At 61.8% G+C, this 13,316-nt stretch carries 17 protein-coding genes; 15 read left to right on the forward strand and 2 right to left on the reverse strand.

The genetic code is table 11. From position 1 onward, the window contains the following. Positions 1 to 67 precede the first annotated feature (67 nt). The 5 genes from PspCFBP13508_RS09545 to PspCFBP13508_RS09565 all read left to right on the forward strand — a co-directional run bounded on the left by PspCFBP13508_RS09545 (position 68) and on the right by PspCFBP13508_RS09565 (position 3,965). Positions 68 to 640, forward strand: coding sequence for a YqgE/AlgH family protein (locus PspCFBP13508_RS09545; protein ID WP_016772739.1), 573 nt, complete (start codon positions 68 to 70; stop codon positions 638 to 640). After that, entirely contained in the window at positions 640 to 1,077 is a 438-nt protein-coding gene (gene ruvX, locus PspCFBP13508_RS09550) for a Holliday junction resolvase RuvX (RefSeq protein ID WP_016772738.1), read from the forward strand. The genes PspCFBP13508_RS09545 and ruvX overlap by 1 nt, the downstream gene beginning before the upstream one ends. A gap of 81 nt (positions 1,078 to 1,158) precedes the next feature. Then, positions 1,159 to 1,665 (forward strand): bifunctional pyr operon transcriptional regulator/uracil phosphoribosyltransferase PyrR, encoded by a 507-nt coding sequence (gene pyrR, locus PspCFBP13508_RS09555; protein ID WP_024014655.1) that lies wholly within the window; start codon positions 1,159 to 1,161, stop codon positions 1,663 to 1,665. A gap of 27 nt (positions 1,666 to 1,692) precedes the next feature. Then, complete coding sequence (locus PspCFBP13508_RS09560; RefSeq protein WP_137214306.1) at positions 1,693 to 2,697, forward strand: aspartate carbamoyltransferase catalytic subunit; 1,005 nt, start codon at positions 1,693 to 1,695, stop codon at positions 2,695 to 2,697. Next, positions 2,694 to 3,965, forward strand: coding sequence for a dihydroorotase (locus PspCFBP13508_RS09565; protein WP_110603640.1), 1,272 nt, complete (start codon positions 2,694 to 2,696; stop codon positions 3,963 to 3,965). Before PspCFBP13508_RS09560 ends, PspCFBP13508_RS09565 begins: the two co-directional genes overlap by 4 nt. 152 nt (positions 3,966 to 4,117) lie before the next feature. Here PspCFBP13508_RS09565 and PspCFBP13508_RS09570 read toward each other — a convergent pair whose 3' ends face one another. Next, entirely contained in the window at positions 4,118 to 4,552 is a 435-nt protein-coding gene (locus PspCFBP13508_RS09570) for a TM2 domain-containing protein (RefSeq protein WP_039757549.1), read from the reverse strand. 248 nt (positions 4,553 to 4,800) lie between these two features. Between PspCFBP13508_RS09570 and PspCFBP13508_RS09575 the strand changes: the two genes are divergently transcribed. After that, positions 4,801 to 5,418 (forward strand): C40 family peptidase, encoded by a 618-nt coding sequence (locus tag PspCFBP13508_RS09575; RefSeq protein ID WP_024014657.1) that lies wholly within the window; start codon positions 4,801 to 4,803, stop codon positions 5,416 to 5,418. A 94-nt stretch (positions 5,419 to 5,512) separates the two neighbouring features. Here the strand turns inward: PspCFBP13508_RS09575 and PspCFBP13508_RS09580 are convergent, their stop codons facing one another. Then, entirely contained in the window at positions 5,513 to 6,547 is a 1,035-nt protein-coding gene (locus PspCFBP13508_RS09580) for a type IV pilus twitching motility protein PilT (RefSeq protein WP_016772732.1), read from the reverse strand. Between the two features lie 56 nt (positions 6,548 to 6,603). Here PspCFBP13508_RS09580 and PspCFBP13508_RS09585 point away from each other — a divergent pair, with 56 nt between their 5' ends. The 9 genes from PspCFBP13508_RS09585 (at position 6,604) to PspCFBP13508_RS09625 (ending at position 13,309) form a co-directional block, all read left to right on the forward strand. Then, positions 6,604 to 7,290, forward strand: a complete 687-nt coding sequence (locus PspCFBP13508_RS09585; protein ID WP_016772731.1) for a YggS family pyridoxal phosphate-dependent enzyme — start codon at positions 6,604 to 6,606, stop codon at positions 7,288 to 7,290. 23 nt (positions 7,291 to 7,313) lie between these two features. After that, the gene (gene proC / locus PspCFBP13508_RS09590) at positions 7,314 to 8,132 is read left to right on the forward strand and encodes a pyrroline-5-carboxylate reductase (RefSeq protein WP_016772730.1); all 819 of its coding nucleotides are present in this window, start codon (positions 7,314 to 7,316) and stop codon (positions 8,130 to 8,132) included. 11 nt (positions 8,133 to 8,143) lie between these two features. Continuing rightward, complete coding sequence (locus tag PspCFBP13508_RS09595; protein WP_016772729.1) at positions 8,144 to 8,734, forward strand: YggT family protein; 591 nt, start codon at positions 8,144 to 8,146, stop codon at positions 8,732 to 8,734. 205 nt (positions 8,735 to 8,939) lie between these two features. Beyond that, a complete protein-coding gene (locus tag PspCFBP13508_RS09600) occupies positions 8,940 to 10,079 on the forward strand; it encodes a homoserine O-acetyltransferase (protein WP_137214307.1) in 1,140 nt (379 codons plus the stop codon). A 7-nt stretch (positions 10,080 to 10,086) separates the two neighbouring features. Beyond that, positions 10,087 to 10,707 (forward strand): methionine biosynthesis protein MetW, encoded by a 621-nt coding sequence (gene metW, locus PspCFBP13508_RS09605; RefSeq protein ID WP_024014659.1) that lies wholly within the window; start codon positions 10,087 to 10,089, stop codon positions 10,705 to 10,707. Positions 10,708 to 10,733: 26 nt separating this feature from the next. After that, positions 10,734 to 11,168: a DUF4426 domain-containing protein gene (locus tag PspCFBP13508_RS09610; RefSeq protein ID WP_016772726.1), complete on the forward strand. Its 435-nt coding sequence runs from the start codon at positions 10,734 to 10,736 to the stop codon at positions 11,166 to 11,168. Beyond that, positions 11,165 to 11,761, forward strand: coding sequence for an RdgB/HAM1 family non-canonical purine NTP pyrophosphatase (gene rdgB / locus PspCFBP13508_RS09615; protein WP_137214308.1), 597 nt, complete (start codon positions 11,165 to 11,167; stop codon positions 11,759 to 11,761). The genes PspCFBP13508_RS09610 and rdgB overlap by 4 nt, the downstream gene beginning before the upstream one ends. Further along, complete coding sequence (gene hemW / locus PspCFBP13508_RS09620) at positions 11,758 to 12,963, forward strand: radical SAM family heme chaperone HemW (protein WP_137214309.1); 1,206 nt, start codon at positions 11,758 to 11,760, stop codon at positions 12,961 to 12,963. Before rdgB ends, hemW begins: the two co-directional genes overlap by 4 nt. 22 nt (positions 12,964 to 12,985) lie before the next feature. Then, positions 12,986 to 13,309, forward strand: a complete 324-nt coding sequence (locus PspCFBP13508_RS09625) for a DUF3392 domain-containing protein (RefSeq protein WP_008083808.1) — start codon at positions 12,986 to 12,988, stop codon at positions 13,307 to 13,309. Positions 13,310 to 13,316: the final 7 nt, after the last annotated feature.

The raw sequence follows: 13,316 nt of genomic DNA on the forward strand, positions 1-13,316 counted from the left end.
CTTGGATCGGTGTGTTGCTTACATCTCCAGCTTGTCAGTTCGCCCCTCGAACGCCACACTAGCGCTCATGAAAAACGTCAGCCCCAGCTACCTCAAGCATCACTTCCTGATCGCCATGCCACACATGGCCGACCCGAACTTTGCCCACACCTTGACCTACATCGTCGAGCACACGGCCAATGGCGCGATGGGGCTGGTGGTCAACAGGCCGCAAGATTTGAACCTGGCCGACATCCTCGAACAGCTGCGCCCGGACATCGAGCCGCCGGCGCGTTGCCAGGATGTGCCGATCTTCATCGGCGGGCCGGTGCAGACCGATCGCGGTTTCGTCCTGCACCCGGCGGGCCAGACCTTCCAGGCCACGGCGCAGCTGGACGGCGACCTGGCCCTGTCGACTTCGCAGGATGTGCTGTTCGCCATCGCTGACGGCGTCGGCCCCGCGCAAAGCCTGATCACCCTCGGTTACGCCGGATGGGAAGCCGGGCAACTGGAAGCCGAACTGGCCGACAACGCCTGGCTGACCTGCCCGTTCAACGCCGACATCCTCTTCAACACTCGCAGCGAATTGCGCCTGGAAGCGGCAGCGCGGCACCTGGGCATCGACCTGAATCTGCTCACCAGCCAGGCGGGTCACGCCTGATGGCCCTGCGCCTGATTCTCGGCTTCGACTACGGCACCAAACAGATCGGCGTCGCGGTCGGCCAGGTCATCACCGGCCAGGCCCGCGAGCTGTGCACCCTCAAAGCGCAGAACGGCGTGCCGAACTGGGATCAGGTCGAAGCGCTGATTAAAGAATGGAAACCCGACGCCGTGGTGGTCGGCCTGCCGTTGAACATGGACGGCACGCCCAGCGAGATGTGCGTGCGCGCCGAGAAATTCGCCCGCCGCCTCAACGGCCGCTACAACCTGCCCTTCTATACCCACGACGAACGCCTGACCACCTTCGAAGCCAAGGGCGAGCGACTGGTGCGTGGCGGGCAGAAAGGCAGTTACCGCGACAACCCGGTGGACGCCATCGCCGCCGCCCTGCTGCTGCAGGGCTGGCTCGATGAAAACACTGCATTGTTTGAATCCTGACAAGCGCTTCGGCGCTTTTCTTTTGGTTATAAACCGAGCTTCGTCCGGCAGGACGCAGCGCGGATTCACGAAGGAGCAACCATGAGCCTGCCCAATCCCGCCGATCTGATCAGCCAGATGGCGACCCGCCTCAAGGCGCACCTTGCCCAGCGTGACATCAGCGAACCGCGTTACATCGGCATCCGCACCGGCGGCATCTGGGTCGCGCAGGCGCTGCTCAAGGAACTGGCCAGCGATGCGCCACTGGGCACGCTGGATGTGTCCTTCTACCGCGATGACTTCAGCCAGAACGGCCTGCACCCGCAAGTGCGCCCGTCCGCCCTGCCCTTCGAGATCGAAGGCCAGCATCTGGTGCTGATCGACGACGTGCTGATGAGCGGTCGGACCATCCGCGCCGCCATGAATGAATTGTTCGATTACGGCCGCCCGGCCAGCGTCACCCTGGTCTGCCTGCTGGACCTGGACGCCGGCGAGCTGCCGATCCGCCCGAACGTGGTCGGCGCCACCCTGACCCTGGCCGGCAACCAGCGGGTCAAGTTGTCCGGCCCCGAGCCGCTGACGCTCGAACTGCAAGACGTCACCCTTTAATCCGCCCTATTGAGAGTCCCCCTCGCGATGACGCCTCTAGATACCAAGCGCCCGCTGCAGCTCAATGATCAGGGCCAGCTGCGCCACTTCCTCTCGCTCGACGGTTTGCGCCGCGAGTTGCTGACGGAAATCCTCGACACTGCCGACTCGTTCCTTGAAGTGGGTGCCCGGGCGGTGAAGAAAGTCCCGCTGCTGCGCGGCAAGACCGTGTGCAACGTGTTCTTCGAAAACTCCACGCGCACCCGCACCACGTTTGAACTGGCGGCCCAGCGGCTGTCGGCGGACGTGATCACCCTGAACGTGTCGACATCGTCGGCGAGCAAGGGCGAAACGCTGCTCGATACCCTGCGCAACCTTGAAGCGATGGCCGCCGACATGTTCGTCGTGCGCCACGGCGACTCCGGCGCGGCGCACTTCATCGCCGAACATGTCTGCCCGCAAGTGGCGATCATCAACGGCGGCGACGGCCGGCATGCGCACCCGACCCAGGGCATGCTCGACATGCTCACCATCCGTCGGCACAAGGGCGGTTTCGAAAACCTTTCGGTCGCCATCGTCGGCGACATCCTGCATTCGCGGGTGGCGCGCTCGAACATGCTCGCGCTGAAAACCCTTGGCTGCCAGGACATCCGCGTGATCGCGCCGAAAACCCTGCTGCCGATCGGCATCGAGCAATACGGCGTCAAGGTCTACACCGACATGGCCGAAGGCCTGAAAGACGTCGACGTGGTGATCATGCTGCGTCTGCAACGTGAGCGCATGACCGGCGGCCTGCTGCCCAGCGAAGGCGAGTTCTATCGCCTGTTCGGCCTGACCACCGCACGTCTGGCCGGAGCCAAACCCGATTGCATCGTCATGCACCCGGGGCCGATCAACCGTGGCGTGGAGATCGAGTCGGCGGTGGCCGACGGCCCGCACTCGGTGATCCTCAATCAAGTGACCTACGGCATCGCGATTCGTATGGCCGTGCTGTCCATGGCCATGAGCGGGCAGACTGCGCAACGTCAATTCGAGCAGGAGACCGCCCAGTGAAGCTCAGCATTCTCGGCGCACGCGTCATCGATCCCAGCAGCGGCCTGGATCAAATCACCGACATCCACGTTGAAGCCTGCAAGATCGTCGCCCTCGGCGCCGCGCCGGCCGGTTTCAGCGCAGTGGAAACCATTGATGCCCAAGGTCTGGTCGCCGCGCCTGGCCTGGTCGATCTCAACGTTGCCCTGCGCGAGCCGGGTTACAGCCGCAAAGGCTCGATCGTCAGCGAAACCCGCGCCGCCGCTGCCGGTGGCGTGACCAGCCTGTGCTGCCCGCCGAAGACCAAACCGGTGCTCGACACCTCCGCCGTGGCCGAACTGATCCTCGACCGCGCCCGCGAGGCGGGCAACACCAAAGTGTTCCCGATTGGCGCGCTGAGCAAAGGCCTCGACGGCGAACAACTGGCCGAACTGGTCGCGCTGCGCGACGCCGGTTGCGTAGCGTTCGGCAACGGTCTGGAGAGCTTCCGCAACAGCCGCACCCTGTGCCGGGCGCTGGAATACGCGGCGACTTTCGACCTGACAGTGATCTTCAACTCGCAGGATCACGATCTGGCCGAGGGCGGTCTCGCCCACGAAGGCGCGGTCGCCAGTTTCCTCGGCCTGCCGGGCATCCCGGAAACCGCCGAAACCGTGGCGCTGGCTCGCGATCTGCTGCTGGTCGAGCAGACCGGCGTGCGTGCGCATTTCAGCCAGCTGACCAGTGCACGGGGTGTGGCGCTGATTGCTCAGGCGCAGGCCCGTGGCTTGAAGGTAACGGCGGATGTTGCGTTGTATCAGCTGATCCTGACTGACGAAGCGCTGATCGACTTCAACAGCCTTTATCACGTGCAACCACCGCTGCGCACCCGTGCCGACCGCGATGGTCTGCGTGAAGCGGTGAAATCCGGGGTGGTTTCGGCGATCTCCAGCCATCACCAGCCCCACGAGCGCGACGCCAAACTGGCACCGTTCGGCGCGACCGAGCCGGGCATTAGCAGTGTGGAGTTGCTGCTGCCGCTGGCGATGACGCTGGTCGAGGATGGTTTGCTCGACTTGCCGACGCTGCTGGCACGTCTCAGCGCAGGCCCGGCCGAAGCGCTGCGTCTGCCGGCGGGCAAACTGGCGGTGGGCGGTGCGGCGGATATCGTGCTGTTCGACCCCAAGGCTTCGACGGTGGCCGGTGAGCACTGGCTGTCGAAGGGCGAGAACTGCCCGTTCATCGGCCACAGTCTGCCGGGCGTGGTGCGCTATACGCTGGTGGATGGGCGGATTACTCACCAGGCATGACTTGCTGCTGAGGGAGATTGTGGCGAGGGGATTTATCCCCGTTCGGCTGCGTAGCAGTCGCGAAGCCATTGCACGCGGTGGAGCAAATCCACCGCGTTCTCGGATTCAGGACCGCTTCGCGGCCCAACGGGGATAAATCCCCTCGCCACTACTTACTGGAAGGCGCCGCGATTCTGCGCGTTGCGCACCGACACCTGATCGTTCAGGGTCCAGAAGTCATACAGCACGCCAATAAAGAACAACCCGCCGGTCAGCAGATACAGCAGGCCGCTGATCCATTTGCCCTGATACATCCGGTGCACGCCGAACACACCGAGGAAAGTCAGCAGAATCCACGCGACGTTGTACTCGATCGGCCCGGCGGCAAAGCGCAGGTCCGCTTCGCGATCCATCGCCGGGATCAGAAACACGTCGATCAGCCAGCCAATCCCCAGCAAACCGAAGGTGAAGAACCAGATCGTTCCGGTCACCGGCTTGCCGTAATAAAAGCGGTGCGCGCCGGTGAATCCGAAAATCCACAGCAGGTAGCCGATGACTTTGCTGTGAGTGTCTTTTTCTTTCACGCGGGGGAGCTGATAGCTGTTCATTAAGACCTCATTGCACTCGATAGATAAATATTCTTCATTTCTTTGTGACTTTTTTACAGGTGGCCGACGTATGGCAAATGTTACCGTTGCTAGCGCGAAACCCTTGTAGAACCTGACTTCTGTCGGACAATTGCGTACTTTTTGAGCGTTTTTGGTTCCGTAGCCGGCGGAATGAATCGATGAACGGCCTCGGAACGGCAAAAAAAGCTGTTATAAAGTTGCGCGCTATCACTTATGAGCCACGCCTAATGCGACCATTTTTCAAGACATGGCTGACTATTTGCCTATTAATGCCACTGGCCGCCCACGCCACCAATCGTGAGCAACGTCTTCCCAACGTCAACGGCTTCACCCCTAAATCCCATGCTTCGGCTCCTTCGAGCAAAAGCAGCAAGAGCAAGACCACCACGCTGAGCAGCAAGAGCCGCAGCAAGCTGGTGCCACCGATGGCGAGCAAGGAAAGCAGCAATGTGCTGAGCCGTGCGGTAAACGTCCTCGGTACACCTTATCGTTGGGGCGGCAGCAGCCCAAGTAAAGGCTTCGATTGCAGCGGTCTGGTGAAATACGCGTTCAACGACGCTACTTTCGACCTGCCACGCACCTCCAACGCCATGGCCAGCGGTCACGGCGAGAAAGTCGAGCGCAAGGATCTGAAGCCGGGCGATCTGATTTTCTTCAACATCAAGAGCCGTCGGGTCAACCACGTTGCCATCTACCTGGGCAACGACCGCTTCATCCACGCCCCGCGCCGTGGCAAAGCGGTGAGCATCGACACGCTGAACAAGCCGTACTGGGAAAAGCATTACGTCGTCGCCAAGCGCGTGTTGCCGAAAGAACAACAGCAACTGCGCGTAGTCCAGCGTTAAAGATCAAAAGATCGCAGCCTTCGGCAGCTCCTACATTGGGATCAGCGTTTCCCTGTAGGAGCTGCCGAAGGCTGCGATCTTTTGCTTTTGGTGGTTAAAAATTATCCGGCGTACGCGCTTTCTCGCGGGCATGCTCGCGGCTGATCAAGCCCTTGGTCACCAGATCCTTCAGGCACATGTCCAGTGTCTGCATCCCCAGCGACCCACCGGTCTGAATCGCCGAATACATCTGCGCCACCTTGTCTTCGCGGATGAGGTTACGGATCGCCGACGTCCCGAGCATGATTTCATGCGCCGCCACCCGCCCGCCGCCGATCTTCTTGATCAACGTCTGCGACACCACCGCCAGCAACGACTCCGACAGCATCGAACGGACCATCGACTTCTCGTCGCCGGGAAACACGTCGACCACGCGGTCGATGGTCTTCGCCGCCGAGGTCGTGTGCAGCGTGCCGAACACCAGATGCCCGGTCTCGGCGGCGGTCAGAGCGAGGCGAATGGTTTCCAGATCACGCATTTCGCCGACCAGAATCACGTCCGGGTCTTCACGCAGGGCCGAGCGCAGTGCGGTGGCGAAGCTGCGGGTATCGCGGTGCACTTCGCGCTGATTGATCAGGCATTTGCGCGATTCATGGACGAACTCGATGGGGTCTTCGATGGTGAGAATGTGGTGATGGCGATGGGTGTTGAGGTAATCGATCATCGCCGCCAGCGTGGTCGACTTGCCGGAGCCGGTCGGCCCGGTGACCAGGACCAGCCCGCGCGGCGCATCGGTGATCTTGCGGAAAACATCGCCCATGGCGAGGTCTTCCATGCTCAGCACTTTCGACGGAATGGTGCGGAACACCGCGCCGGCACCACGATTCTGGTTAAAGGCGTTGACCCGAAAGCGCGCCACGCCGGGTACATCGAAGGAAAAATCCGTTTCCAGATTTTTCTCGAATTCGATGCGCTGGGTGTCGTTCATGATGTCGTAGATCAGATCGTGCACTTGCTTGTGATCCAGCGCCGGCAGATTGATCCGTCGCACGTCGCCATCGACACGGATCATCGGCGGCAGGCCGGCCGACAGGTGCAGGTCGGAAGCGCCCTGTTTGGCGCTGAAGGCCAGCAGTTCAGTGATATCCATAGCGTCCCTCAATTCCAGTAGAATGCCGCGAACCTACAGACCGCCGGCGCCTCTTGATGTCCACGATAGCAGACAACATCCTTCAGGTTAGTTCGCGCATCCAGGCAGCGGCCAAAGCTGCGCACCGCGACGAAAACAGCATCCATTTGCTCGCCGTGAGCAAGACCAAACCCGCCCAGGCCCTGCGTGAAGCCTATGCCGCCGGCCTGCGCGACTTCGGCGAGAACTACTTGCAGGAAGCCTTGGGCAAACAGCTGGAGCTGGCCGACCTGCCCTTGATCTGGCACTTCATCGGCCCCATTCAATCGAACAAGACTCGCGCGATTGCCGAGCATTTCGACTGGGTGCACTCCGTGGATCGTCTGAAAATTGCCCAACGCCTGTCCGAACAACGCCCGGCCGAACTGCCGCCCCTGAACATCTGCATTCAGGTCAATGTCAGTGGCGAGGCGAGCAAATCCGGTTGCACCCCGGCCGATCTGCCGGCGCTGGCGGAGGCCATCAGCGCCCTGCCCCGGCTGAAATTGCGCGGACTGATGGCGATTCCCGAGCCGACCGAAGAGCGCGCCGAACAGGACGCTGCCTTCGCCGCCGTACAGGCACTGCAGGCGAGCCTCGCTCTGCCGCTCGACACACTGTCCATGGGCATGAGCCACGACCTCGAGTCGGCCATCGCCCAAGGTGCCACCTGGGTGCGGATCGGTACCGCGCTGTTTGGCGCCAGAGATTATTCCCAGTCTTGAACGTTTCCAGATAAGGACCACACATGAGCAACACACGTATTGCGTTTATCGGTGCGGGCAACATGGCGGCCAGTCTGATTGGCGGCTTGCGCGCCAAAGGTCTGGAAGCGGCGCAGATCCGCGCCAGCGATCCGGGCGAAGACACCCGTGCCAAGGTCAGCGCCGAACACGGCATCGAAACATTCGCTGACAACGCCCAGGCCATCGACGGCGTCGATGTCATCGTCCTGGCGGTCAAGCCACAGGCGATGAAAGCCGTGTGCGAGGCAATCCGCCCGAGCCTCAAGCCTAATCAACTGGTGGTGTCGATCGCCGCTGGCATCACCTGCGCGAGCATGACCGCGTGGCTCGGCGAACAGCCGATCGTGCGCTGCATGCCGAACACTCCGGCGCTGCTGCGTCAGGGTGTCAGCGGTCTGTACGCGACCAGCGAAGTGAGCGCCGAGCAGCGCCAGCAAGCCGAAGAGCTGCTGTCCGCCGTCGGCATCGCCCTGTGGCTGGAAGAAGAACAGCAACTGGACGCAGTCACCGCAGTGTCCGGCTCCGGCCCGGCGTACTTCTTCCTGCTGATCGAAGCGATGACCGCCGCCGGCGTCAAACTTGGCCTGCCAAAAGAGATCGCTGAGCAACTGACCGTGCAGACCGCCTTGGGCGCCGCGCACATGGCGGTGTCCAGCGATGTCGATGCAGCCGAACTGCGCCGCCGCGTGACCTCGCCGAATGGCACTACGGAAGCAGCGATCAAATCATTCCAGGCTGGCGGCTTCGAAGCGCTGGTTGAAACCGCACTCGGCGCCGCCGCGCACCGCTCGGCCGAAATGGCCGAACAACTGGGCAAATAAAGGAGCCTTACATGATCGGATTGAACACCGCAGCGGTTTACGTGCTGCAAACCCTCGGCAGCCTGTATCTGCTGATCGTGCTGCTGCGCTTCGTCCTGCAACTGGTGCGGGCGAACTTCTACAACCCGCTGTGCCAGTTCGTGGTCAAGGCCACCCAGCCGCTGCTCAAGCCTTTGCGCCGGATCATCCCGAGCCTGTTCGGCCTCGACATGTCGTCGCTGGTACTGGCGATTCTGGTGCAACTGCTGCTGATGGCGCTGACCCTGCTGCTGACCTACGGCACCACCGGCAACCCGCTGCAACTGGTGATCTGGTCGCTGATCGGCGTCACCGCGCTGTTCCTGAAGATCTTCTTCTTCGCCCTGATCATCAGCGTGATCCTGTCGTGGGTCGCACCGGGCAGCCACAATCCGGGCGCTGAACTGGTCAACCAGATCTGTGAACCGGCGCTGGCACCGTTCCGTCGTTTCCTGCCGAACCTCGGCGGCCTGGACCTGTCGCCGATCTTCGCCTTCCTTGCGCTGAAGTTGATCGACATGCTGGTGATCAACAATCTGGCGGCGATGACGATGATGCCGGAGATTCTGCGTTTGCTGATGTAACCGAGTGCGTTCGGTCTGACTGGCCGAGTCGCCTTTTTCGCGAGCAGGCTCGCTCCCACATTGGAATGCATTTCAACTGTGGGAGCGAGCCTGCTCGCGAATGGCTGCACCTCGATTCGAAGCGAAAACGCCGGACCTGATCGTTGCTTGCCGCTAACCCCCCCGGTCTTTAGACTTACGCCTCATTTCAACGAGAGCAGGGTCGATGCCAACTGCCTTTCCCGCCGATTCTGTTGGTCTGGTAACGCCGCAAACCGCGCATTTCAGCGAACCGCTGGCGCTGGCCTGTGGGCGTTCGCTGGCCGCCTATGACCTGATCTACGAAACCTACGGCACGCTGAACGCCCAGGCGAGCAACGCCGTGCTGATCTGCCACGCCTTGTCCGGCCACCACCATGCTGCCGGCTATCACAGCGTCGACGACCGCAAGCCCGGTTGGTGGGACAGCTGCATCGGTCCCGGCAAGCCGATCGACACCAACAGGTTCTTTGTGGTCAGCCTGAACAACCTCGGTGGCTGCAACGGCTCCACCGGCCCGAGCAGCGTCAACCCGGAAACCGGCAAGCCGTTTGGCGCCGACTTCCCGGTGCTCACCGTGGAAGACTGGGTGCACAGCCAGGCACGCCTGGCTGACCTGCTCGGCATCAGCCAGTGGGCGGCAGTGATCGGCGGCAGCCTCGGCGGCATGCAGGCGCTGCAATGGACCATCACCTACCCGGATCGCGTGCGGCACTGCCTGGCGATCGCCTCGGCGCCTAAATTGTCTGCGCAGAACATCGCCTTCAACGAAGTCGCGCGCCAGGCGATCCTCACCGATCCGGAATTCCACGGCGGCTCGTTCCAGGAAGCCGGCGTGATCCCCAAGCGCGGGCTGATGCTGGCGCGCATGGTCGGGCACATCACCTATCTGTCCGACGACTCCATGGGTGAGAAATTCGGCCGTGGCCTGAAGAGCGAAAAGCTCAACTACGACTTCCACAGCGTCGAGTTCCAGGTCGAAAGCTACCTGCGTTATCAGGGCGAAGAGTTCTCCGGGCGCTTCGATGCCAACACCTATCTGTTGATGACCAAAGCGCTGGATTACTTCGATCCGGCGGCTAACTTCGACGATGATCTGGCGAAAACCTTTGAAAACGCCACAGCCAAATTCTGCGTGATGTCGTTCACCACCGACTGGCGCTTCTCCCCGGCTCGCTCGCGAGAACTGGTGGATGCGCTGATGGCTGCGCGCAAGGACGTCAGTTATCTGGAAATCGACGCGCCCCAGGGCCACGACGCCTTCCTGATTCCGATCCCGCGTTACTTGCAGGCGTTCGGCAATTACATGAACCGCATTTCGTTGTGAGAAAGCCATGAGAGCTGATCTGGAAATCATCCAGGAATGGATCCCCGCCGGCAGCCGCGTCCTCGACCTGGGTTGCGGTGACGGCGAGCTGCTGACCTGGCTGCGCGACAACAAGAATGTCACCGGTTATGGCCTGGAAAACGACGCCGACAACATCGCCGAGTGCGTGGCCAAGGGCATCAACGTCATCGAGCAGGATCTGGACAAAGGCCTGGGCAATTTTGCCAGCAACAGTTTCGACATCGTCGTCATGACCCAGGCCCTGCAAGCGGTGCATTACCCGGACAAGATCCTCGACGAAATGCTCCGGGTCGGCCGGCAGTGCATCATCACCTTCCCCAACTTCGGCCACTGGCGCTGCCGCTGGTATCTGGCGAGCAAGGGCCGCATGCCGGTCTCGGAATTCCTGCCCTACACCTGGTACAACACGCCGAACATCCACTTCTGCACCTTCGAGGATTTCGAAGAACTGTGCCGCGAACGTGATGCGAAGGTCATTGATCGGCTTGCCGTGGATCAACAGCACCGGCACGGGTGGGCCAGTAAGCTATGGCCTAATCTGTTAGGTGAAATCGGTATCTACCGCGTCAGCAGTCCGCAACTGGCGGACCACCGGGTCGCGGTCTGAGCCTGGGCAATTGAAGGAGCACGAACATGAGTCGTCTAGCGTTGCTGTTACTCACCGCCTGCCTGAGCGCCAGCGCCATGGCGGCGGACGTCATCAAAGGTGAGCGCAAGGAAACCTTCGGCGACATCACGGTGCACTACAACACCTTCAACTCGACGTTCCTGCAACCGGATATCGCCAAGGCTGCCGAGCTGATCCGCAGCAAGAACCAGGGCGTGATCAACGTCTCGGTGGTCAAGGACGGCAAACCGGTGATCGCCAGCGTCACTGGCACGATCAAGGACCTGACCAGCAACAGCGTGGCGCTGAAATTTCGCCAGGTCACCGAACAGGGCGCGATCTACTACATCGCCCAGTACCCGGTGCCGCAGCAGGAAACCCGCACCTTTGAAATCAAGGTGCAGAACGGCGACAAGATCAACACTATCAATTTCAACCAAGAACTCTTTCCCGGCGAATGATGAACATCAAGCAGCTCGTACTGGCCAGCCATAACGCCGGCAAACTCAAAGAACTCCAGGCCATGCTCGGCGACTCGGTGCAACTGCGCTCGATTGGCGAATGGAGCAAGGTCGAGCCGGAAGAAACCGGCCTGTCGTTTGTCGAAAACGCGATCCTCAAGGCCCGCAATGCCGCGCGCATTTCCGGGCTGCCGGCACTGGCCGACGACTCCGGACTGGCAGTGGATTTCCTTGATGGTGCGCCGGGCATCTACTCGGCGCGTTACGCCGACGGCCAGGGCGATGCGGCGAACAACGCCAAGCTGCTCGATGCGCTGAAAGATGTGCCAGAAGCCGAGCGCGGTGCGCAGTTCGTTTGCGTGCTCGCGCTGGTGCGCCACGCCGATGATCCGCTGCCGATCCTCTGCGAAGGCCTGTGGCACGGACGCATCCTCAACGCAGCCAGCGGCGAGCATGGCTTCGGTTATGACCCACTGTTCTGGGTGCCGGAGCGCGACTGCTCCAGCGCCGAACTGAGCCCGGCCGACAAGAACCAGATCAGCCACCGCGCCCGTGCAATGGATCTGCTGCGCCAGCGTCTGGGCTTGAAATGACCACTGATTCTTGCGCGTCGTCGCTGATCATCGGCGGCGCCGCGTCCTCGCCTCGGGCACCGCTGCCAACCCTGCCGCCCCTGGCGCTGTACATCCACATCCCGTGGTGTGTGCGCAAATGCCCCTATTGCGATTTCAACTCGCACACCGCCAGCCCGGTGCTGCCGGAGCAGGAATACGTCGACGCGCTGCTGGCCGATCTCGATCAGGATCTGCATGCGGTGTATGGCCGTGAGCTGACTTCGATTTTCTTTGGTGGCGGGACGCCGAGCCTGTTCAGCGCCGAAGCCCTCGGCCGTTTGTTGCAGGGCGTCGAAAAACGCATCCCGTTCGCCGCCGACATCGAAATCACCCTTGAGGCCAATCCCGGCACTTTCGAGCAAGAGAAGTTTATTGCTTATCGCAAGCTGGGGATCAATCGCCTGTCGATCGGTATCCAGAGTTTCCAGCAGGAAAAACTCGAAGCCCTCGGCCGCATTCACAACGGTGACGAAGCCGTGCGTGCCGCAGGCATGGCGCGGCAGGCCGGGTTCGATAACTTCAACCTCGACTTGATGCACGGTTTGCCGGATCAGTCGCTGGACGATGCCCTGAGCGATCTGCGCCAGGCCATCGCGCTGAAGCCGACGCACATTTCCTGGTATCAACTGACGCTGGAGCCGAACACGGTGTTCTGGAATCAGCCGCCAGTGCTGCCGGAAGACGACACGCTGTGGGACATTCAGGAAGCCGGCCAGGCGCTGCTGGCCGAGCACGGTTACGCGCAATACGAAGTGTCGGCGTACGCCCAGGCCGGGCGACCAGCGCGGCACAACCTCAATTACTGGAGTTTTGGCGACTTCATCGGCATCGGCGCCGGCGCCCATGGCAAGCTGAGTCACCCGGACGGGCGCATCGTGCGCACATGGAAAACCCGCTTGCCGAAGGACTATCTGAACCCGGCGAAAAGCTTTCAGGCCGGCGAAAAATCGCTGAGCAATGATGAAATGCCGTTCGAGTTCCTGATGAACGCCCTGCGGCTGACTGCCGGGGTCGAATCGCGCCTGTATCCGGAGCGCACCGGCCTGTCGCTGGACACCCTCGCCGAAGGCCGCCGCGAGGCCGAACAAAGCGGCCTGTTGCAGGTCGAACCGTCACGCCTGGCGGCGACCGAACGCGGCCAGCTGTTCCTCAACGACTTGCTGCAACAATTTCTGAACTGACTTCAGCTCAAAGGGAAAACGCATGGATTTGATACTCGACCTGCTGGCAACCGTCTCCCGCTGGAGCCGCAGCAATCTCTCGGAAATCGCCCTGGCGCTGGTCGGTTGCCTGCTGGTGCTGTTCGGCGCTGACTTCAAAGGCTGGGTCGAACAACGGCTGGGCAGCATCGCCGGCGCCCTGCGCGTGCCTTTGATGGCCCTGCTCTGCCTGATAGGCAGCGGCGCCGCGCTGATCTACGCCACGCCATGGGTGATCAAAGGCCTGAGCCAGTTCAACAACTACAGCCTGGCGCCGGTGCTGCTGGTGGTACTGGTGCTGATCGGCGTCGTCGCCGACCGCCGCTGACACCGCA

The sequence above is a fragment of the Pseudomonas sp. CFBP13508 genome (genome assembly GCF_005233515.1).
Taxonomy (GTDB): Bacteria; Pseudomonadota; Gammaproteobacteria; order Pseudomonadales; family Pseudomonadaceae; genus Aquipseudomonas; species Aquipseudomonas mercuritolerans.

What these genes read in the sequence shown, in the direction of transcription:
- PspCFBP13508_RS09545 (WP_016772739.1), top strand. Translation starts at nt 68, where the DNA reads ATGAAAAACGTCAGCCCCAGCTACCTCAAGCATCACTTCCTGATCGCC.
- ruvX (WP_016772738.1), top strand. Translation starts at nt 640, where the DNA reads ATGGCCCTGCGCCTGATTCTCGGCTTCGACTACGGCACCAAACAGATC.
- pyrR (WP_024014655.1), top strand. Translation starts at nt 1,159, where the DNA reads ATGAGCCTGCCCAATCCCGCCGATCTGATCAGCCAGATGGCGACCCGC.
- PspCFBP13508_RS09560 (WP_137214306.1), top strand. Translation starts at nt 1,693, where the DNA reads ATGACGCCTCTAGATACCAAGCGCCCGCTGCAGCTCAATGATCAGGGC.
- PspCFBP13508_RS09570 (WP_039757549.1), bottom strand. Translation starts at nt 4,552, where the DNA reads ATGAACAGCTATCAGCTCCCCCGCGTGAAAGAAAAAGACACTCACAGC.
- PspCFBP13508_RS09575 (WP_024014657.1), top strand. Translation starts at nt 4,801, where the DNA reads ATGCGACCATTTTTCAAGACATGGCTGACTATTTGCCTATTAATGCCA.
- PspCFBP13508_RS09580 (WP_016772732.1), bottom strand. Translation starts at nt 6,547, where the DNA reads ATGGATATCACTGAACTGCTGGCCTTCAGCGCCAAACAGGGCGCTTCC.
- PspCFBP13508_RS09585 (WP_016772731.1), top strand. Translation starts at nt 6,604, where the DNA reads ATGTCCACGATAGCAGACAACATCCTTCAGGTTAGTTCGCGCATCCAG.
- proC (WP_016772730.1), top strand. Translation starts at nt 7,314, where the DNA reads ATGAGCAACACACGTATTGCGTTTATCGGTGCGGGCAACATGGCGGCC.
- PspCFBP13508_RS09595 (WP_016772729.1), top strand. Translation starts at nt 8,144, where the DNA reads ATGATCGGATTGAACACCGCAGCGGTTTACGTGCTGCAAACCCTCGGC.
- PspCFBP13508_RS09600 (WP_137214307.1), top strand. Translation starts at nt 8,940, where the DNA reads ATGCCAACTGCCTTTCCCGCCGATTCTGTTGGTCTGGTAACGCCGCAA.
- metW (WP_024014659.1), top strand. Translation starts at nt 10,087, where the DNA reads ATGAGAGCTGATCTGGAAATCATCCAGGAATGGATCCCCGCCGGCAGC.
- PspCFBP13508_RS09610 (WP_016772726.1), top strand. Translation starts at nt 10,734, where the DNA reads ATGAGTCGTCTAGCGTTGCTGTTACTCACCGCCTGCCTGAGCGCCAGC.
- rdgB (WP_137214308.1), top strand. Translation starts at nt 11,165, where the DNA reads ATGATGAACATCAAGCAGCTCGTACTGGCCAGCCATAACGCCGGCAAA.
- hemW (WP_137214309.1), top strand. Translation starts at nt 11,758, where the DNA reads ATGACCACTGATTCTTGCGCGTCGTCGCTGATCATCGGCGGCGCCGCG.
- PspCFBP13508_RS09625 (WP_008083808.1), top strand. Translation starts at nt 12,986, where the DNA reads ATGGATTTGATACTCGACCTGCTGGCAACCGTCTCCCGCTGGAGCCGC.